General features: G+C 34.6%; 15 protein-coding genes, 2 tRNA genes and 3 rRNA genes. 2 read left to right on the top strand and 18 right to left on the bottom strand.

From position 1 onward, the window contains the following. Positions 1-272 precede the first annotated feature (272 nt). The 5 genes from rrf to NON08_RS05495 all read right to left on the bottom strand — a co-directional run bounded on the left by rrf (position 273) and on the right by NON08_RS05495 (position 6,676). Positions 273-389: ribosomal RNA gene (rrf, locus tag NON08_RS05515) — 5S ribosomal RNA — on the bottom strand. 49 nt (positions 390-438) lie between these two features. Further along, a 23S ribosomal RNA gene (locus NON08_RS05510) occupies positions 439-3,354 on the bottom strand. Between the two features lie 136 nt (positions 3,355-3,490). Next, a tRNA-Ala gene (locus NON08_RS05505) sits at positions 3,491-3,566 on the bottom strand. Between the two features lie 52 nt (positions 3,567-3,618). Continuing rightward, a 16S ribosomal RNA gene (locus tag NON08_RS05500) occupies positions 3,619-5,131 on the bottom strand. The 16S, 23S and 5S rRNA genes sit together here with 1 tRNA gene alongside, the layout of an rRNA operon. A 207-nt stretch (positions 5,132-5,338) precedes the next feature. Beyond that, positions 5,339-6,676: a DUF1576 domain-containing protein gene (locus tag NON08_RS05495; protein ID WP_256690426.1), complete on the bottom strand. Its 1,338-nt coding sequence runs from the start codon at positions 6,674-6,676 to the stop codon at positions 5,339-5,341. A gap of 153 nt (positions 6,677-6,829) precedes the next feature. Between NON08_RS05495 and NON08_RS05490 the strand changes: the two genes are divergently transcribed. Both NON08_RS05490 and NON08_RS05485 read left to right on the top strand, forming a co-directional pair. Then, positions 6,830-7,915, top strand: a complete 1,086-nt coding sequence (locus NON08_RS05490; protein ID WP_256690425.1) for a carbohydrate kinase — start codon at positions 6,830-6,832, stop codon at positions 7,913-7,915. After that, positions 7,912-8,832 carry a pseudouridine-5'-phosphate glycosidase gene (locus NON08_RS05485; RefSeq protein ID WP_256690424.1) on the top strand — a complete coding sequence of 307 codons (921 nt, stop codon included), beginning with the start codon at positions 7,912-7,914 and terminating at the stop codon, positions 8,830-8,832. The genes NON08_RS05490 and NON08_RS05485 overlap by 4 nt, the downstream gene beginning before the upstream one ends. 90 nt (positions 8,833-8,922) lie before the next feature. On the opposite strand, the gene NON08_RS05480 is transcribed toward NON08_RS05485, so the two are convergent. The 13 genes from NON08_RS05480 to NON08_RS05420 all read right to left on the bottom strand — a co-directional run bounded on the left by NON08_RS05480 (position 8,923) and on the right by NON08_RS05420 (position 20,261). Continuing rightward, a tRNA-Gln gene (locus NON08_RS05480) sits at positions 8,923-8,997 on the bottom strand. Positions 8,998-9,044: 47 nt separating this feature from the next. After that, complete coding sequence (gene spoVG / locus NON08_RS05475) at positions 9,045-9,353, bottom strand: septation regulator SpoVG (protein ID WP_256690423.1); 309 nt, start codon at positions 9,351-9,353, stop codon at positions 9,045-9,047. Between the two features lie 32 nt (positions 9,354-9,385). Next, on the bottom strand, positions 9,386-10,246 hold the full coding sequence (ispE, locus tag NON08_RS05470) for a 4-(cytidine 5'-diphospho)-2-C-methyl-D-erythritol kinase (RefSeq protein ID WP_256690422.1): 861 nt from the start codon (positions 10,244-10,246) through the stop codon (positions 9,386-9,388). Next, positions 10,246-10,536: an RNA-binding S4 domain-containing protein gene (locus tag NON08_RS05465; RefSeq protein ID WP_256690421.1), complete on the bottom strand. Its 291-nt coding sequence runs from the start codon at positions 10,534-10,536 to the stop codon at positions 10,246-10,248. The genes ispE and NON08_RS05465 overlap by 1 nt, the downstream gene beginning before the upstream one ends. 74 nt (positions 10,537-10,610) lie before the next feature. Continuing rightward, on the bottom strand, positions 10,611-11,363 hold the full coding sequence (gene mazG, locus NON08_RS05460) for a nucleoside triphosphate pyrophosphohydrolase (protein ID WP_256690420.1): 753 nt from the start codon (positions 11,361-11,363) through the stop codon (positions 10,611-10,613). Continuing rightward, positions 11,350-14,121 (bottom strand): DEAD/DEAH box helicase, encoded by a 2,772-nt coding sequence (locus NON08_RS05455; RefSeq protein WP_256690419.1) that lies wholly within the window; start codon positions 14,119-14,121, stop codon positions 11,350-11,352. Before NON08_RS05455 ends, mazG begins: the two co-directional genes overlap by 14 nt. Positions 14,122-14,247: 126 nt before the next feature. Continuing rightward, the gene (locus NON08_RS05450; protein WP_256690418.1) at positions 14,248-15,600 is read right to left on the bottom strand and encodes a 2-hydroxycarboxylate transporter family protein; all 1,353 of its coding nucleotides are present in this window, start codon (positions 15,598-15,600) and stop codon (positions 14,248-14,250) included. A gap of 60 nt (positions 15,601-15,660) precedes the next feature. Next, entirely contained in the window at positions 15,661-17,211 is a 1,551-nt protein-coding gene (gene citF / locus NON08_RS05445) for a citrate lyase subunit alpha (RefSeq protein WP_185890847.1), read from the bottom strand. Position 17,212: 1 nt separating this feature from the next. After that, complete coding sequence (locus NON08_RS05440; RefSeq protein ID WP_040406397.1) at positions 17,213-18,112, bottom strand: aldolase/citrate lyase family protein; 900 nt, start codon at positions 18,110-18,112, stop codon at positions 17,213-17,215. A 10-nt stretch (positions 18,113-18,122) separates the two neighbouring features. Then, entirely contained in the window at positions 18,123-18,404 is a 282-nt protein-coding gene (gene citD, locus NON08_RS05435) for a citrate lyase acyl carrier protein (protein ID WP_023049999.1), read from the bottom strand. A gap of 21 nt (positions 18,405-18,425) precedes the next feature. After that, positions 18,426-19,544, bottom strand: a complete 1,119-nt coding sequence (locus tag NON08_RS05430; RefSeq protein ID WP_023050000.1) for a sodium ion-translocating decarboxylase subunit beta — start codon at positions 19,542-19,544, stop codon at positions 18,426-18,428. Positions 19,545-19,574: 30 nt separating this feature from the next. Next, positions 19,575-19,931 (bottom strand): biotin/lipoyl-containing protein, encoded by a 357-nt coding sequence (locus tag NON08_RS05425; RefSeq protein WP_023050001.1) that lies wholly within the window; start codon positions 19,929-19,931, stop codon positions 19,575-19,577. A gap of 18 nt (positions 19,932-19,949) precedes the next feature. Beyond that, positions 19,950-20,261, bottom strand: a complete 312-nt coding sequence (locus NON08_RS05420) for an OadG family protein (RefSeq protein ID WP_240219144.1) — start codon at positions 20,259-20,261, stop codon at positions 19,950-19,952.

Below are 20,261 nucleotides of genomic sequence, written 5' to 3'. Positions count from 1 at the left end.
AATCATACCACAGCATATGAATTTTGTCAACAAACTTTTTTTGTTTTTTTAAAATATATATAGTAATTTATATCATTAGACTTTGTTTTTATTGACTTTGTTTGCTAAAAAAATATTTTTTATTTTTTTATTTTAATAAAAATTCAACTTATTTAAATTTAAATTTTTCTAAAAAAAAGAAAAAAACTTTTAATACCACAATTGTTTTTCTAGGACTTATAGTAGCAATAAAGATGCTTCTATAAGTATTTTTTTTGCAAAAAATAAAAAAAGATTGGCAACTTCCTATCCTCCCAGGGGGCTGCCCCCCAAGTACTTTCAGCGTTTATGGGCTTAACTTCCAGGTTCGAAATGTTACTGGGTGTACCTCCATAGCTATCGTTGCCAATCAATATTTATTTGTGTTCTTGAACACTTGAAACTATATAGTAGTATATTAAGGTTAAAACTTCGATATATTAGTATTGGTCAGCTAAAAGTCTCACAACTCTTACACCCCCAACCTATCAACCTCCTAGTCTCGAAGGTATCTTAAAGAGTACTTATCTTGAAGTCAGTTTCCCGCTTAGATGCTTTCAGCGGTTATCTGTTCCAAACGTGACTACCCAGCTGTGCCACTGGCGTGACAACTGGTACATCAGAGGTTTGTCCATCCCGGTCCTCTCGTACTAAGACAGATCTTCTCAATACTCTAACGCCTACAGTGGATAGGGACCGAACTGTCTCACGACGTTCTGAACCCAGCTCACGTACCGCTTTAATGGGCGAACAGCCCAACCCTTGGGACCTTCTCCAGCCCCAGGATGCGATGAGCCGACATCGAGGTGCCAAACTCTACCGTCGATATGGACTCTCGGGTAGAATCAGCCTGTTATCCCCAGGGTAGCTTTTATCCGTTGAGCGACGACCCTTCCATTCGGAATCGCCGGATCACTATGTCCTGCTTTCGCACCTGCTCGACCCGTCAGTCTCGCAGTTAAGCTCTCTTATGCCATTGCACTCTACGGTTGATTTCCATCCAACCTGAGAGAACCTTTGAACGCCTCCGTTACTCTTTCGGAGGCGACCGCCCCAGTCAAACTGCCCACCTAGCACTGTCTTCGAGGGTACAAACCTCAAATTAGAATTCCGACATAGTATGGTTGGTATTCCACCAGTGACTCCGCGTAATCTAGCGACCACACATCTTAGTCTCCCAACTATCCTATACATACGATGCCAAAACCCAATACCAAGCTACAGTAAAGCTCCATGGGGTCTTTCCGTCCTACTGCAGGTAACCGGTATCTTCACCGGTAATACAATTTCACCAGGCCTCCCGTCAAGACAGCTCTCAGATCGTTACACCATTCGTGCAGGTCGGAACTTACCCGACAAGGAATTTCGCTACCTTAGGACCGTTATAGTTACGGCCGCCGTTCACCGGGGCTTCAATTCGGAGCTCTCACTCCTCCTCTTAACCTTCCGGCACTGGGCAGGTGTCAGCCCATATACGTCGCCTTACAGCTTAGCATAGACCTGTGTTTTTGTTAAACAGTCGCCTGAGACTCTTCACTGCGGCCTCTCATAGCTTTGCGTCGCGTGTACGCTCACCATAAAAGGCACCCCTTCTCCCGAAGTTACGGGGCTATTTTGCAGAGTTCCTTAACGAGAGTTAGCCTGTCCGCCTTAGATTTCTCATCCTGACCACCTGTGTCGGTTTGGGGTACGGGCACTAATATCTTTATAACGCTTAGAAGCTTTTCTCGGCAGTGTGGTATTTGCACCTTCCATCTTACGACTCCTCATCACACCTCACGTTTAGTCTAGCGGATTTTCCTACTAGACCACGCTACATGCTTGAACTGGCACTTCCGTTCGCCAGCGTGCATAACCTCCTGCGTCCCTCCATCACTTGATATCAGTGGCACAGAAATATTAATCTGTTTTCCATTCGCCTACGCAATCTAGCCTCGGCTTAGGACCCGGCTTACCCAGGGGAGACAAACTTTACCCTGGAACCCTTGGTCTTCCGGCGTGGGGGATTCTCGCCCCCATTCTCGCTACTTATTCCTGCATTCTCACTTCTGATACCTCCAGAGTCTCTTGTCGATTCTCCTTCAACGGCCTACAGAACGCTCTCCTACCAGTCGCTTACGCAACTCCACAGCTTCGGTTTATAACTTACCCCCGTTACATTGTCGGCGCAGAGACTCTCGACCAGTGAGCTATTACGCACTCTTTAAAGGTATGGCTGCTTCTAAGCCAACCTCCTGGTTGTTTGTGAATCTCCACCTCCTTTCCCACTTAGTTATAATTAGGGACCTTAGCTGGTGGTCTGGGTTGTTTCCCTTTTGACCATGGAAGTTAATTCCCATAGTCTCACTCCTGAGCTCTAGAATTATGGTATTCGGAGTTTGATTGACTTCGGTAAGCAGTATGCCCCCTAGGTCATTCAGTGCTCTACCCCCATAATTGAACACTCAAGGCTGCACCTAAATGCATTTCGGAGAGAACGAGCTATCTCCTGGTTCGATTGGCTTTTCACCCCTAAACCTACCTCATCTCCCAACTTTTCAACGGCGGTGAGTTCGGGCCTCCACTGTGTCTTACCACAGCTTCACCCTGGACAGGCTTAGATCACCAGGTTTCGCGTCTACGCCCAGCGACTATGTCGCCCTATTCAGACTCGGTTTCCCTTCGGCTCCGTTAAACTTAACCTTGCCACTGAACGTAACTCGCAGGATCATTCTCCAAAAGGCACGCCATCACCCCAAAGGGCTCTGACCGCTTGTAAGCACACGATTTCAGGTTCTATTTCACTCCCCTCCCGGGGTTCTTTTCACCTTTCCCTCACGGTACTATGCGCTATCGGTAAGTAAGAGTATTTAGCCTTACGAGATATGGTCCTCGCAGATTCACACAGAATTCCTCGTGTTCCGTGCTACTTGGGAGAGATCATACATTTGATACGGTTTACCTGTACGAGGCTTTCACTCTCTACGGCAGGCCTTTCCAGACCTTTCCAGTTCGGCGTATCAATATGTCGAATACCTTGCAGTTCTTCAGACGATCTTCCCGCTACCCCGTAGATGCAACGGCTGCATCCTTGGCACATCTACGGTTTGGGCTCACCCCCGTTCGCTCGCCGCTACTTAGGGGATCGTTTTTACTTTCTTTTCCTCGGGTTACTTAGATGTTTCAGTTCACCCGGTTCCCTCTTTCGTGCTAAGACTCCATCTTAGCAGATTTCTCCATTCGGAAATCTTGGCATCACAGTTCGATTGCAACTCCACCAAGCTTATCGCAGCTTACCACGTCCTTCATCGGCTCTTACTTCCTAGGCATCCTTCGTGTGCCCTTAATATTTTAACCTTGTAATATAATTCATATTATTTAGACAGACTAACTACTCAATTTAAGATTGACTTAAAAATGAATTGTTAGTTAATTTAGAATATTTTCTCAATATCTACTATATAGTTTCCAATGTCCAAGTTTGATAATGTTTTGGTGGAGATAAGCGGAGTCGAACCGCTGACCTACGCAGTGCAAGTGCGTCGCTCTCCCAACTGAGCTATATCCCCATACTTACAAAGAACAGTATCAATCGAATAGAGAAAAAGTTAGTCTCCTTAGAAAGGAGGTGATCCATCCGCACGTTCCCGTACGGATACCTTGTTACGACTTCACCCCAATCGCTAATCACACCTTAGGAACATCCCTCCTTACGGTTAGGCCTGCTACTTCAGGTGCAACCAACTCTCGTGGTGTGACGGGCGGTGTGTACAAGACCCGAGAACGTATTCACCGCAACATGCTGATTTGCGATTACTAGCGATTCCAACTTCATGTACTCGAGTTGCAGAGTACAATCCGAACTAAGAACAGCTTTAAGAGATTAGCTCACCCTCGCGGGTTGGCAACTCTCTGTACTGCCCATTGTAGCACGTGTGTAGCCCAGCGTATAAGGGGCATGATGACTTGACGTCATCCCCACCTTCCTCCTGCTCATCGCAGGCAGTATCGCATGAGTGCTCAACTTAATGGTAGCAACATACAATAGGGGTTGCGCTCGTTGCGGGACTTAACCCAACATCTCACGACACGAGCTGACGACAGCCATGCACCACCTGTCACTAAGTTCCGGCAAGCCGGCACGAATCTATCTCTAGAAACTTCTTAGGATGTCAAACGCTGGTAAGGTTTCTCGCGTTGCGTCGAATTAAACCACATGCTCCACCGCTTGTGCGGGTCCCCGTCAATTCCTTTGAGTTTCACACTTGCGTGCGTACTCCCCAGGCGGATCACTTATCGCGTTAGCTTGGGCGCTGAGGTTCGACCCCCAACACCTAGTGATCATCGTTTACGGCGTGGACTACCAGGGTATCTAATCCTGTTTGCTCCCCACGCTTTCGCGCTTCAGCGTCAGTATCTGTCCAGTGAGCTGACTTCTCCATCGGCATTCCTACAAATATCTACGAATTTCACCTCTACACTTGTAGTTCCGCCCACCTCTCCAGTACTCTAGAAAAACAGTTTCCAACGCAATACGGAGTTGAGCCCCGCATTTTAACATCAGACTTATTTTTCCGCCTAGACGCGCTTTACGCCCAATAAATCCGGATAACGCTTGCGACATACGTATTACCGCGGCTGCTGGCACGTATTTAGCCGTCGCTTCTTCTGTTGGTACCGTCACTTTCTTCTTCCCAACTGAAAGCACTTTACAATCCGAAGACCTTCATCGTGCACACAGAATTGCTGGATCAGGCTTGTGGCCCATTGTCCAATATTCCCCACTGCTGCCTCCCGTAGGAGTAAGGGCCGTGTCTCAGTCCCCTTGTGGCCGTTCACCCTCTCAGGCCGGCTATCCATCGTCGCCTTGGTGGGCCGTTACCCCACCAACTAGCTAATGGAACGCAAGGCTCTCTCTTGGCGCATATAGCTTTCATAAGTTTCCCATGCGAGAATCTCATAATATCCGGTATTAGCTGTCGTTTCCAACAGTTGTCCCAGACCAAGAGGCAAGTTCCTTACGCGTTACTCACCCGTCCGCCATCCTCATTACCCGAAGGTAAATCGAATCGACTTGCATGTGTTAAGCATTCTGTCAGCGTTCATCCTGAGCCAGGATCAAACTCTTCATTCAAATATATTTAAAGTCCTAAGACTTACGTTTACACCATTTATTGGTTTGCCATTTCTGGCATTTGTTATTTTCATAACTTCTGACTATTTTCTCTATTCGGTTGTTAATGTCCTTTTCCATAATTCTTGCCGGCGGTGTTTCCCGCTGACAAAAATTATAGTATCATAAATTTTAAACTAAGTCAATAACTTTTTTAATTTTATTTTTTTATTTGTAATCATCATGTAGATTATCCTCTGTTTTTCTAATTAAATCATGCAATGCTTTTTGTCTTTGTAAATATTTAGCTCTTCTTTTATTCACACTTTCTTTAGTTGTATTTATTATAGGTAATAAAAATCCTGCTATAATTCCTGCAGAAAATCCATTGTTATAAAGATTTAGTCCGCCATGAATAACACCTATACTTTGAACTACAGCTATATGTAACATTCCTGCAACTACTCCCCAGATTGGCCCATATACTCCTGCTACTGGTGCTAAAGATGTTCCGAACAAACCTGACAAAGCAATTGTAAATCCATCTGTTTTACTTCCAAATTTTCCTAAAAATACTCCTAGTAAAATCGGTGTTATATTCAATATTGTTTTTCCATAGGCTGAAAATCCAACTATTGTTAATATTCCTGCTAGTAATGGTCCATTTAATGTTTGTCCTAATAGGATTGGGTACATCATTGCTACAAATCCCATTATTCCCATATTTATAAAAGTTAGTCCATATCCATACTTAACAACAAAATCACTTTTTAACCCTGTATCTTTTAATAAAGTCTTATATCCTGCAAAACTTTTATTGTTTATATAGTAACCTATGAATATCAACGATAAAAATACTCCGCTAGCTATAACCTTTAATTCTAAATCATGCTCAGTTGAAATTATTCTTTGAGGAACAACAACAAATTGATAAAGTTTTAATACAGAAGCTATTACTGCTCCTAATATTCCACCAGTAAATCCTAAATTATAAAGATTGAACCCTTCATGAAATCCAGCCATTTTTTTGGCTAAAGGAGTTACAATAAAACCAATTACAATCCCTAAAACAATTGCATTTATATACGCATACTCACTTAATACATGTATATTAAAAGCTACTTCACTTATAAATGGTGCTAAAGCACTTGTAAAAGAAATTGTTACAAGAATATCTTTAAAATCTATGTGCTCATACTTCGAATAAAGAATCCCTCCTACATAAAAAGGAAGTATATTTAGTATATTCTTTCCAAAGAAAGAAAATCCAAAAACTGTAAAAAACGAAGCTATTGCAATTCCATTTAATGGAGTTCCTAAAAGTCTCATTAAAGTATAGTTAAATATAAAAATTAAAAAAGCATTTAAAAATGTTGCTCCCATACCACCTATAACTAAAAAATCAGTTATTAATACTGTCGGCGATGTTAAAATCCTTATAAATCCACCTAAAACGTTTTCCTTTCCTCTAAAAACAAAATAAACAAACATAGCAAAAAGTATTCCTGCTATTACTTCTGTTAGAAGCCAAATCTTTTTGCTTCTATTTCCCTTAAAATTATCCAATCTATCACCCCTTTTAACTCTCTATTAAAATTTTAATATTTTTTCCATTAAAAATCAATTTTTTTATGTATAAATCATTGACTTTTCAATACTTCAATGATAATATTTAAACAAAAGTTTATTTATATAAACATTTGTTTAAAGGAGGTGTTTATGACCAACAGAGAAAAAGAGATTCTAAAGTGGATTGAAGAGAATCCTTTTATATCTCAATCGGAATTAGCAGAAAAAGCTGATATTGCTCGTTCTTCTGTTGCAGTGCATATTTCTAATCTAATAAAAAAAGGAAAAATAATTGGAAAAGGATATATCATTCAGAAAAAATCTTTTATTTCTGTTATTGGAGGAACTAATATTGATATTTCTGCTCAATCTTATCTTCCTTTAAAAGATTATGATTCTAATCCTGGAAAAGTTAGTACATCTTTTGGTGGAGTAGGAAGAAATATTGCTGATAATCTATCTAGATTAAATCAAGATGTTGAATTAATAACAGTAATAGGTGATGATTTTAATGGTGAAGAAATCAAAAGAAATTGTAGAGTCTTAGGCATTAATATGTCCAACTCTTTAACAATTAATAACTCACCCACATCAACCTATATATCAATTTTAGATGATAATAATGATATGAAGTTAGCTATCTCAGCTATGGATTTATACGAAAATCTTACTATAGATTTCATTAAATCTAAAAAAGAGATTTTAGATGAATCTAAACTTTGTATAATTGACACAAATATTCCAAAAGAAACAATTAAATACATAGTTGATAATTTTTCAATTCCTATATTTTTAGATTGTGTTTCTACAACTAAAGCTTTAAAAATAAGAGATTTCATTGGAAAGTTTCATACTTTAAAACCAAATCAACTTGAAGCTGAAGCACTTTCAGGAATAAAAATAACCAATCAAGAATCTTTAGAAAAGTGCGCTAACTTTTTCATTGAAAAAGGAGTTAAACAAATTTTTATCTCTATGGGAGAAAATGGAGTTTTTTACTCTAATGGTACAAATTTCGGTCATATGAAACCTTTTAAAACTAAGGTTATTAATACTACTGGAGCTGGCGATGCCTTTATGTCTGGGATTGCCTATAGTTATTTAGAAGAGTTAGATATTATTGAAAGCTGTAAAAATGGAATCGCTTGTGCTGCAATTGCAATTGCAAGCGAAAAAACTATAAGTGATAACATGTCTTTAGAAAATATGAATAGAATCAAGGAGGAAAATTTATGAATTTAGCAAAATATTTAGAAATTTCAAAAGAAGTTAAGGAAGCTCTGGAAAACAACAAACCTGTTGTAGCTCTTGAATCTACTATAATATCTCACGGTATGCCTTATCCTCAAAATGTTGAGACAGCTTTAAAAGTTGAAGAGATTGTTAGAGAAAATGGAGCTGTTCCAGCTACAATTGCAATCTTAAATGGAAAACTTAAAGTTGGATTAAGTAAAGAAGAAGTTGATTATTTAGGTAAAAAAGGACTTGAAGTAACAAAAGCTAGTAGAAGAGATATCCCTGCTATTTTAGCTTCTGAAGCTGACGGAGCAACAACTGTTGCATCAACTATGATAATAGCTGCTCTTGCAGGAATAAAAGTATTTGCTACTGGTGGAATTGGTGGAGTACATAGAGGTGCTGAAACAACAATGGATATATCTGCTGATTTAGAAGAATTGGCAATGACTGATGTTGCTGTTGTTTGTGCTGGAGCCAAATCAATTCTTGATATTGGTTTAACATTAGAATTTTTAGAAACAAAAGGAGTTCCCGTATTAGGATACCAAACTAAAGAATTACCAGCTTTCTATACTAGAAAAAGTGGATTCAAAGTGGATTATCAAATGGATACTCCTGAACAAATTGCAAAAACTTTAAAAGCAAAATGGGATGTAAATTTAAAAGGTGGAGTTGTTATTGCAAATCCAATTCCTGAAGAGTTTGCTATGGATTTTGATACTATTACTACAGCTATCAACAACGCTGTTGCTGAAGCCGAAGAAAAAGGAATCAAAGGAAAGGATAGTACACCATTCTTGCTTGCAAAAGTAAAAGATATAACAAAAGGAAAAAGTTTAGAATCTAATATTCAGTTAGTTTTTAATAATGCTAAACTTGCCTCTAAAATAGCTAAAAATTATTGCGAATTATAATATAAATTCCCTCTTAAAATTTTTAAGAGGGAATTATTTTTATATAAAAAAATGGGAACCTTTTAAGTTCCCGTTAAATACTATTTTAAATGGCTGGGGTGGCTGGATTCGAACCAACGCATGACGGAGTCAAAGTCCGTTGCCTTACCGCTTGGCGACACCCCAACATCAGTAAAATAATATCATTTTTTTTTGACATTGTCAACGATTTTTTATTCTTCTACAATTTCTTCTACTACTTCTATTGGTGTTAATTCCTGTGACATAACTTCTTTATACTTAGCTATAACTGAATCTGTTATATCTTTTCTAAGTTCAGGTGTTATTGGATGAGCTATATCCTTATATTCTCCATCAGGCATTTTTCTTGAAGGCATAGCAACAAACATTCCTTTTTGACCATCAATTACTTTTAATCCGTGAATTACAAAACACTCCTCAAAAGTAACATCAGCATAAGCTTTTAACTTAAGTTCGTTCTCATTTTTCACTGTTCTTAATCTTACATCTGTAATTCTCATTCTAAATGCACCTTCCTTATGATTTAGTAGTTTTATTTAAAATTGCAAAGAAAGATCTCGCAATCGTTAAATCTGTGTCTTAGATTACTAACTTTTTCTTCAATATCCTTTATTAAAAATGCATAATACGCACTCCCACTTCCTGACATAAAAAACTTTAAATCTTCTACTTCTAATAATCTTTTTCTAAATTCAATCAAATTTTTATCTGATTGCAAAAGTGCTTCTTCCAAATTATTTTCAATATTTTTTTCTACCAGTGCTAAATTATTTTCCTCTAACCCTATTATTATTTGATCAATATTTGATTTTTGAGGATTTTTTATATTTTTTATCTCTTTATACGCTTCGATTGTAGATACTCCAAAAGGAGGTTTTATCAAAACTAAAGATACCTTAAGGTTATTTTTTATCTCCTTTAGTTCTTCACCTATCCCTTGAACTCTTGCTGGTTTATTTAATATAAAAAAAGGAACATCTGCTCCAACGCTTTTTCCTAAATCTACCAACTCTTGAAAAGATAAAATATTTTGATGATAATTATTTAAAAAATTTAAAAATACGGCTCCATTAGAACTTCCTCCTCCTAATCCTGCTTGATGAGGAATAATCTTCTCTAAAAATATTTCTATTTCTAAAGAATCTAATTTTGCCTTTTCATAAAATTTTTTATATATTTTATAAAGAATATTACTTGAATCTACAGGAATATCCTTTTTATTTGTTTTTATTTTTAAATCGCCAATTTTATCTTCAATTTTTATTGTTAATTTATCACATAAATCAATTGGTATCATAGTCATATCTAGTAGATGATATCCATTTTCCAAAACTCCAACTATATTTAGACCAATATTTATTTTGGCATTTGATTGAAGATTATATACATTCATTAAAATATATCCTCCTCACCATCTAAATCAATAATAATCCCTTTACTATCTAATAGTTCAACTAGCTCTGATGTCTTATTTTTAGCTACATTTCCTTGTGGAACTTCTAAAATTTTAAATTTAAAATATTTATTATAATATTCTAACTCTAATTCCATTCCCACTTTTACTTCTGTACTAGCTTTAGCTACTTTCCCATTTAATTTAGCTTTTCCTCCATCTACAACTAGCTTTGCTATAGGTCTTCTTTTAATTATTCTACTTACTTTTAAAAATTTATCTAATCTCATCTTGCCACTTCCCTTTTCGTAATATTATATATACCTTATTTTTTTCATATGTCAATAGCTCTAAAAAAATATTTTTATTTTTTTGCCTCTTCCCATAATCTATCCATCTCTTCTAAAGTTGCCTCTTGTAGGTTACAATGCTTTTCAACGTATCTAAAACGCTTTTCAAATTTATTAGAAGCTTGATTTAAACAAAGCTCTGGATTTATTCCTAAATGTCTAGATAAGTTAACTAAAGCAAAAAATAAATCTCCTAACTCCTCTTTAGCTTTTTCTTCATTTCCAACCATGACTTCATCTCTTAATTCATCTATCTCTTCTTCAATCTTATCTATAACTCCATGTATTTCAGACCAATCAAATCCTACCTTTGATGCTTTTTTTTGCAATTTTTCAGCTCTTAAAAGTGCTGCCATTCCCTTTGGAATTCCATCTAAAACAGAGGTTCTTTCAGCATGCTCTTTTTCATCTTTTTTTATCTTCTCCCAATTAATTAAAACTTCATCTGTTGTTTTAATATCTGCATTATTTCCAAAAACATGAGGATGTCTCCTTATCATCTTTTCTGAAATACTATCAATGACATCTTCTATTTTAAACTCACCTTTCTCTTCAGATATATTAGATTGAAAAACAATTTGAAGCAACAAGTCCCCTAATTCACTTTTTAATTTTTCTCCACCTTCATCCATAGCTTCTAAAACCTCATAAGTTTCTTCTAGTAAATGAGGTTTTAAAGTATTTAAAGTTTGTTCTTTATCCCAAGGACATCCATCAGGTTCTCTTAATTTTTTTATAATTTCCACCAAATCGTCAAACTTTTTCATTTAAATCATCATCTCCCTTATACCAATATAAAAATTTTAAAATATCTTCAAAATAATACAAGCCACTATCTTTTTGTGAATATCTAGCTTTTTTCTTTTCAATAAGGTTCATTATTTTTTCAAAATTTATATAATCATTATCAAATTTCAAAAAATATTCACTATCTTTTTGTACTATTTCCTGTATTTTTAATTCTTTAGCTAGTATTTTTATCTCTAAGTATCTCAATAAGCTTATAACTTCTTTAGGTAAATCTCCAAATCTATCTATTAATTCCTCTTGTATTTCATATAGCTTTTTTAGATCTCTTGTATCTACAAGTCTTCGATAGATTATTAATCTTTCATCTCCCTCTATATAATCTTTTGGAATATAAGAATCTTCTTGTAATATAATTTTTGTCTCAAAATCTTCTTTATAATCTCCTTTTACCTTTGAAATCTCTTCTTGTAAAAGTTTTGTATATAAATTATAACCAAAAGTTTCTAAAGCTCCATGCTGCTTATCTCCTAAAATTTCTCCTGCTCCTCTTATCCTCATATCTTCTAAAGATAACTTAAAACCTCCTCCAAATTCTCCTATTTCTTTTAAAGTTTCTTTTCGTTCAGAAGCTTTTTTCCCTAATTTTTTATCTTTATCTACTATTAAATAACAGTATCCTTTTCTTTTTCCTCTTCCTACTCTTCCTCTAAGTTGATAAACTTGTGAAAGTCCTAGTTTATCTATTCCTTCTATAAGAATAGTATTTGCATTTTCTATATCAATACCGTTCTCTATAATCGTTGTACTTAAAAGAATATCTACATCTCCATCTTGAAACATCTTTAATTTATCTTTTATACTTTTAGGAGTCATCTTTCCATGAATGTAATCTATTACAACAAACTTTGGTAAAATTTTCTTTAATTCATTTAATTTATCTTCAATTCTTTTAACTCTATTAAAAATATAAAAAACTTGCCCTTCTCGAGCAATCTCTTTCATTATTACTTCTCTAATCTCTTTTTTTTCATTATTTATAAAACTTGTTTCTACAGGCACTCTTCCTTCAGGTGCAGTTTCTATAACAGATATATCTCTAATTCCTAATAAAGCATAATTTAGAGTTCTTGGTATTGGTGTTGCTGTTAGTGTAAGCATATCTACATTGTTTTTCATTTTCTTTAATTTTTCTTTGTCTTTTACTCCAAATTTTTGCTCTTCATCAACTATAATAAGACCTAAATTTTTAAATTTTAAATCTCCTGACAAAACTCTATGAGTTCCAATAACAATATCTACACTTCCATTTTCTACTTTTTTTATTATTTCTTTTTGTTCTTTATCCCCACTTAATCGACTTAATAACTCCAATGTTATTGGATAATCTTTGTATCTTTCTATAAATCTATCATAATGTTGTTGGGCTAAAACCGTTGTAGGTGCTACAATTAAAACCTGCTTTCCATCCATTACACATTTAAAAGCAGCCCGAATAGCTACTTCTGTTTTTCCATACCCCACATCTCCACAAACAATTCTATCCATAACTTTAGAAGATTCCATATCCCTTTTTACATCTTTTATAGCATTTTTTTGATCTCTAGTTTCTATATAAGGAAATTTTTCTTCAAACTCCTCTTGCCAAACTGTATCTGGAGAAAACTTATAACCTGTATGAAGAGCTCTTCTAGCTTGAATTTCTACAATTTCTTTAGCAAATTTTAGCATATCCTCTTCTAACTTCTCTCTTCTTCTTTTAAAACCTCGTCTTCCTAAATTGTATAGTTCTGGAGTTTTTCCTGTAGATACTAAAAATCTTTCTATTTTATTTAATCCTTCTATAGGAACAAATAACCTATCTTCATCAGCGTACTTTATAGTTAAGTAGTCTTTTCCATCAATCTCTTGGATACCTAAATAAATACCTACTCCATAATTTTCATGAATAATATAATCTCCTTCTCTAATTTGAGAGATGTTTTCATATCTTATTCCATCTTTTTGATTTAAAGTCTTAACTTTTTCCGTATCTCCTTCACTTTTTATAACATCTATTTTTTTTGAAATACTCTCTATCTTTTCATAAAGTTTTCTTATTTCATCTTCTCGATCTCTATCTCTTACTATACATTCTTCTAATTTATAATTTACTATTTCAGAATTTTCTAAGTAAATATCACATTTTCTATTTTTTTTTATTTTTTCTAAAATTTCTAAAAAATCTATTTTTATCAAATTATTTTTGTTAATATACATATTTACTCTACTTATTTTCTCTAAGCTTTTTTGATCTATTAAAGAAAAATATGTTATTCTATCTATTTCATCTCCAAAATACTCTATTCTTATTGGATTTTCTCCATTTAAAGGAAATATATCTACTATATCTCCCCTTATAGAAAACTCCATTCTTTTTTCAACTAAATAATTTTTTTTATATCCATTTTTTTCTAAAACTTCTATTAAATTTTTTCTTTTTATTCCAACTCCTAATTCTATTGTTAAAACATCACTATTTAGAGAATATTTTGTTAAAAGCCCTTCTAAAGATGTTAAAATTATTAATTTTTTATTACTTTTTAAACTTTCTAAAAGTTGATAGTTTACTTTATAATAATCATCTTCCTCTTGTATATTTGAAAGTTCAATTAAATCTATTTCTTTTTGATCAATTAGATTTTCAAAATAAATATCTATATTTTTATTAGAGGACCCTATATATACTACACTATTTTTATTCTCTATTAAAAATTTCGGAATATCTTTTCTAAACATATACGCCTCCTAATTATTCTTTACTTTATCTTTATTATACATTATTTATTTTAAATTAAAAGAAAAAGAGGTCGGAGTAATCCAACCTCTTTTAATGTATGTAAATTAAATTAACTAAGAGCTAAATTATGCAAAGAATCCAAATACCATAGATCCTAGGATAAGCATCATTGCTCCTCCTACTCTTGAAGAGATTTGCGCGAAAGAAATAAGTTCCATTCTATCTGCTGCTCCAAGAACTGCGATATCTCCTGATCCACCTCTATTAGCCATACATAATCCTGCTGTAATAGCAGCTTCTACTGGGTAGAACTTCATCTTTTTAGACGCTAACATAATTAATATTACTGCTCCTAAAACGATTGCTAAAGCGATTACTAAGTTAGCTATAGATAGAGAGTTTATAATCTCTTGTACATCTGTACCAAATCCTACTGCTCCCATTAATACCCAAATTGTATATTTAGAGAAGTACGCTTGAATCTCTTTTGCTCCAGCTTTTAATGCTGCAGGAACAACGTTTAATATATTTAAAATGATAGAGTAAATTACTAAGAATGCTAATCTATGCATTTCAAATGGGAACTTTAATGAAGTCCAAATTACTCCTGAAATATGAGAAAACATAAATAATACACCTATAAAGATAAATGCTGAAGCAATATCTTTTGGAGTAACTACAATTTTAGGTCCAGCTTCCTCTTTTACAGCTTCTTTAGTATCATCTAATATTAAATTTCCATTTCCTGTTAATCCTGGATGTTTCTTTCCAAGTTCTTTTAAGAATGCTCCTGTAAAGATAGCTATAACGTTAGCTATTGTTAATATAGAGATTGCAAATGCAAACCAATCTTTTGGATTTCCACCAGTTTTTTGAGCCCACATCTCTGACATAGGGATAGCTCCTGCTCCAGTTCCTCCACCCATTATAGGTAAAACATAGTTCATAATAATATCTAAAGGTTCTTTTCCAAATATAAGTCCAGCTCCTACTCCACCTAATGTAGCTCCTGCAACTCCAATTAAAATTAATGGAATATAACCAGCTATTGATTGAAGAAGTGTTTTTCTATTTACTGTTAAAACTGAACCAACTATTAAAGCTGGAATAAATAACTCCAAGAAGTTTACTGGTTGTTCACCATAGAAAACATCAATTGCTTTTAAAACTTTTGCTGGAACTAAATTATAAGTACCCATTACTGCCGATGCAAAGAATACTAGAACTGTTCCTCCACCAATGTAGTCATTCCATATTGGAATTCTATCACCAATTTCTCCAAATAAGATACCAAATACTGCTAATATACCGAATATTACTAGAAAGTTACCTCTTAAAAAAGCTGCTTCTTTTCCACCAAAAGGTAAATACACAGTTAATGCAACTATTGCTAATAAACCTAGGAACATTTGAATTGATAATCCGCTCCACTTTGACTGTCTTGGATCAAACAGTTCTTTGAAATTTTTTTGTGCCATTTTTCTCCCCTTATTTCTTTAATTTATATATGTTTTTTGAATTTTGATTTATATACCCTACTATCTTTTTATTTTTCTAACAACATCAATTATGCTACCGTCTCTATATTCAACAACAGCTACAACTTGATCTTCAAACTCTATCTCTTTTGGCTCTCCAACAATAAAGTTTGCTAATTCTCTTAATTTCTCCATAGTTACTAGCTCAATTCCAGCTTTTTGGAATCTTTCTAATAAGTCAGTTCTAGTTGGATTTACAACTACTCCATAGTCTGTTACAACTACATCTACTGTACTTCCTGGAGTAACTACAGTTGTTACTTTATCAATTATTGTAGGTATTCTTCCTCTTGTTAATGGAGCAACTATAATTGATACATTTGCTGCTGCTGCTGTATCAGAGTGTCCTCCTGAAGCTTCTCTAATAACTCCATCTGAACCTGATATAACGTTAACATTAAAGTCCTTATCTACTTCTAAAGCACTTAAGATAACAAAGTCTAACTTATTTACAGCTGGTGAACAATTAAATGGATTTGCATAGAAATCAGCACTTACTTCTACGTGCTTTTCATTTCTTCCTATTGATTCAACTGCTGCTAAGTCAAAACATTGTGTATCATAAAGTTGTCCCATTAGCCCCTCTTCTAATAAGTCAACGAAAGCTTTTGTTATTCCCCCTAAACCAAAGCTACACTTTATATTTCTTTTTAATAACTCTTCTCTTATAAATCTTGTTACTGCTAATGAAGCTCCTCCTGAACCTGTTTGCATAGAGAAACCATCATTAAAGTATCCTGATGCTAACATTACATCTAAAACTTTTTTAGCCATTAATAACTCTTTTGGATTTGATGTAAATCTTGTAGCTCCAGACATTATTCCATTTGGATCTCCAATCTCGTCAACTACTACAACATAATCAACTTGTGTTTGTGGAATACTCATTGGGCTATTTGGATAGTCAACTAAAGTATCTGTTATTATGATTACTTTATCAGCATGAGCTGCATCTACCTTTGCATACCCTAATGATCCACAAAGTGATTTTCCTTTTACTCCGTTAGCATTTCCCATGCAATCTGATGATGATGCTCCTAAGAACGCTACATCTATTTTTATATCTCCTTCAACAATAGCTCTTGCTCTTCCTCCGTGAGATCTTATAACTGCTGGGTAATCCCCTAACATTCCATTAGATATCTCTTTTGCTAAATCTCCTCTTAACCCACTTGAACCTAATCTATTTACTACACCAGCTTTAATATGCTTTACAATTCCTTCATGTGCTTTAGTAAATGAACTAGCTTCTACTCTCAGGTTTTTGAATCCCATCTCAGCTAATTTATCTAAAACCATTGGTAAAACTTTATCACCATTTCTAAAGTGGTGGTGGAAAGATATAGTCATTCCATCTTTTAATCCTGAGTTTCTTATAGCTTCTTCTAAAGAATCTACAACTTTAGTTCTCTTTATAGCACCTTTTAAAGATTCAGCATTTTCATTAACAGATCCTTCAGGTTGATTAGTAAATGGAGCTTTATATGCTTTTCTTTCTCCGTAACCTTTTATTGTTTTTAAAAGATTTTCGTCAACTCTTTTATTTATCATATTACTCGTCTCCTCCTAATCTTACCCCAGCTGCTTTTGCTAGTCTTAAAACATGTTCAGCTCTTTCAATAATTGGCTTATCTACCATTTTACCATCCACTGTAAATACACCTTTATTTTGCTCTAAAGCTTCTCTTGTTGCATCTACAATTTTCTTAGCTTTCTTTATATCAATATCTGAAGGAGTATATACTTTGTGAAGTAACTCAATTTGTCTTGGGTGAATTAATGATTTTCCTGAGAATCCCATTTGCTTAATCATTGTTGCTTCTTTTATAAATCCTTCGTCATTATTTACATCTGAGTAAACAGAATCTAAAGCATCTATTCCAGCTGCTCTAGCTGCCATTACTATTAATCCTCTTCCTGTGAATAACTCTACACCTTCTGGAGATCTATTTGTTTTTAAGTTAGTTACATAGTCCTCTCCACCAATAGCCATTCCTACTAGTCTCTTTGAAGAAGTTGCAATTTGGTAAGCGTTTAAAGCTCCTAATGGACTCTCTATAGCTACCATTAACTTTGTTGTTCCAACTGGAATTCCAGCCTCTTTTTCAATTCTTTCTACATGAGCCTCAACATCTAAAACATCTTTTGGTGTATCTGTTTTAGGTATTCTTATGATATCTGGCTGAGCTCTTACAATAAATTCTAAGTCCTCTACTCCATACTCTGTATCTAAAGCATTGATTCTTACAACTGTTTCTATATTTAAACTCTTATATACTGGTCTCATCTTTTGTAACATGTTGTAAACTAAAAATCTAGCTGAATCCTTTTCTGTTACAGCAATTGCATCCTCTAAGTCAAACATTATTGAATCTGGTCTATATATATGTACATCTTTTATTACTCCTGGATTATTTCCTGGAATAAAAAGCATCGAACGTCTTAATTTCATTTTTTTCCTCCTACTTCCAAGTGAATTTTTGTTGAGCTGCTCTTGTAACAACTGTTTGGATTCTACTTTTGATTACTGGCTCTATTGCCCCTTTGTCATTAACTAAAACTTTAGCTGAAGTAACTCCAAGCTCTTCTAAGCTTTCTAAAATTACTCTTCTAACGTCATCTCCGTATTGTCCCATTACAACGCTTTCAATTTCTAATTCAATTCCTGTAGCATTTGGCTCAATTATTACGTACATATCACTCGATTCAAGAGTACCTGCCACTGCTTTTACTTTGATCTCCATCTCCTGGCCTCCAATTTATTTTTATTTAAACATTGCTAGTAACACTCCTGCTGCTACTGCTGAACCTATAACTCCCGCTACGTTTGGTCCCATTGCATGCATCAGTAAGAAGTTACTTGGATTTTCCTCTTGTCCTACTTTTTGAACAACTCTAGCTGCCATTGGTACAGCACTTACTCCTGCTGCTCCTATCATTGGATTTATTGTACCTTTGCTAAGTTTGCACATAACCTTTCCAAAGATTACTCCTCCAGCCGTTCCAAAAGAGAAAGCGAAAAGTCCTAAAATTATTATTTTTATTGTTGCAAGATTTAAAAATGCTTCTGCATTTGTTGTAGCTCCAACTGTTAATCCAATAAATATTGTGATTATATACATTAAAGCTCCCTTTATATGTTCAACTAAGTTTGGAACAAGTCCACTTTCCTTAGCTAAGTTTCCAAACATTAACATTCCTACTAGCGGAATTGCTGATGGAATTATTAAAGTTACTACTATTGTTACTACTATTGGGAAAAGAATTTTTTCTCTCTTACTTACAGTTCTAAGCTGAGTCATCTTTATTTGTCTTTCCTCTTTAGTTGTAAACAATCTTATAATTGGTGGTTGAATTACTGGTACTAACGCCATATACGAATACGCTGCAACCGCTATTGGTCCTAACATATGTGGTGCTAATTTTGAAGTTAAGTAAATTGCTGTTGGTCCATCTGCTCCACCTATAATACCTATAGATGCTGCTTCATTACCATTTAATCCCAATAGAACTGCTCCTACAAAAGCTCCAAAAATTCCAAGTTGTGCTGCTGCTCCAAGAAGTAAACTCTTAGGATTTGCAATTAACGGACCGAAGTCTGTACTTGCTCCAATTGCTAAGAATATTAACGGAGGATAAACTCCATATTTAACTCCTTGATATAAAATATTTAAAAGTCCATCTTTATCCATTATTCCTTCACTTACTGGTGCTGGTAGATTAACTAATAGCATTCCAAAAGCTATTGGAAGTAAAAGATATGGTTCATACTGCTTCTTTATTGCTAAAAACAATAGGAATAAGGCAACTAATATCATAATACCTTGATTTACTGTCATCATTGCAATTCCTGTTGTTGCAAATAGATTATTTAAAAACTCCATTTTAACTCCTCTCTACTTCGTTCATTATTATTAAGCTATTGTTGCTACTACTACTCCACCATCAATTGTGTCACCTTTATTTACAGTAATTGACTCTACTACTCCATCAACTGGTGATACGATTGGATTTTCCATTTTCATAGCTTCTAATATTAGTAAAGTGTCTCCTGCTTTTACTCTAGCTCCTGGAGTTACCTCTATTGATACTACTAAACCTTGCATAGGTGCTTCAACTTTTGTTCCATTTCCTGCTGGTGCAGATACTGGAGCAGCTGGTGCTGCAGTTGTTGATGCTGGTGTTGATATTGTCCCATTTACTTCTTTAACTGATTCTACTTCTACCTCGTATACTTTTTCTCCAATTTTAACTTTATATACTTTTATCATCTTTAGTTACACTCCTATTTAGTTTAATTCTTTTATTCCTACAACTCTTACATTGGCATCTTTATCTTCTCCAGCTGCCTCTATACATGCTACCATCATTGCTACTCTCATCTCTTCACTTGTTATTTTAGATGGATCAAACTTTTCTCTTTCAACTTTTTTTGGTGCTGCTGCTGGTGTAGCTTTTTTTACCTCTTGAACTTTTTCTGCTGGGATATATTTAAACAGAGAAAGAACAAAAGCTAATATAGCTAATATTGTAAATACAACTAGCATACTTATTAAAGTTATTTCAAGAGACGTTATAAGTGATATTGCTCCTTTAAACAT

Source organism: Cetobacterium sp. NK01, assembly GCF_024506395.1.
In the GTDB taxonomy this organism is placed as follows: Bacteria; Fusobacteriota; Fusobacteriia; order Fusobacteriales; family Fusobacteriaceae; genus Cetobacterium_A; species Cetobacterium_A somerae_A.
The sequence above is the reverse complement of the archived record's forward strand: the minus strand, read 5'-3'. Positions and strand labels throughout refer to the sequence as shown.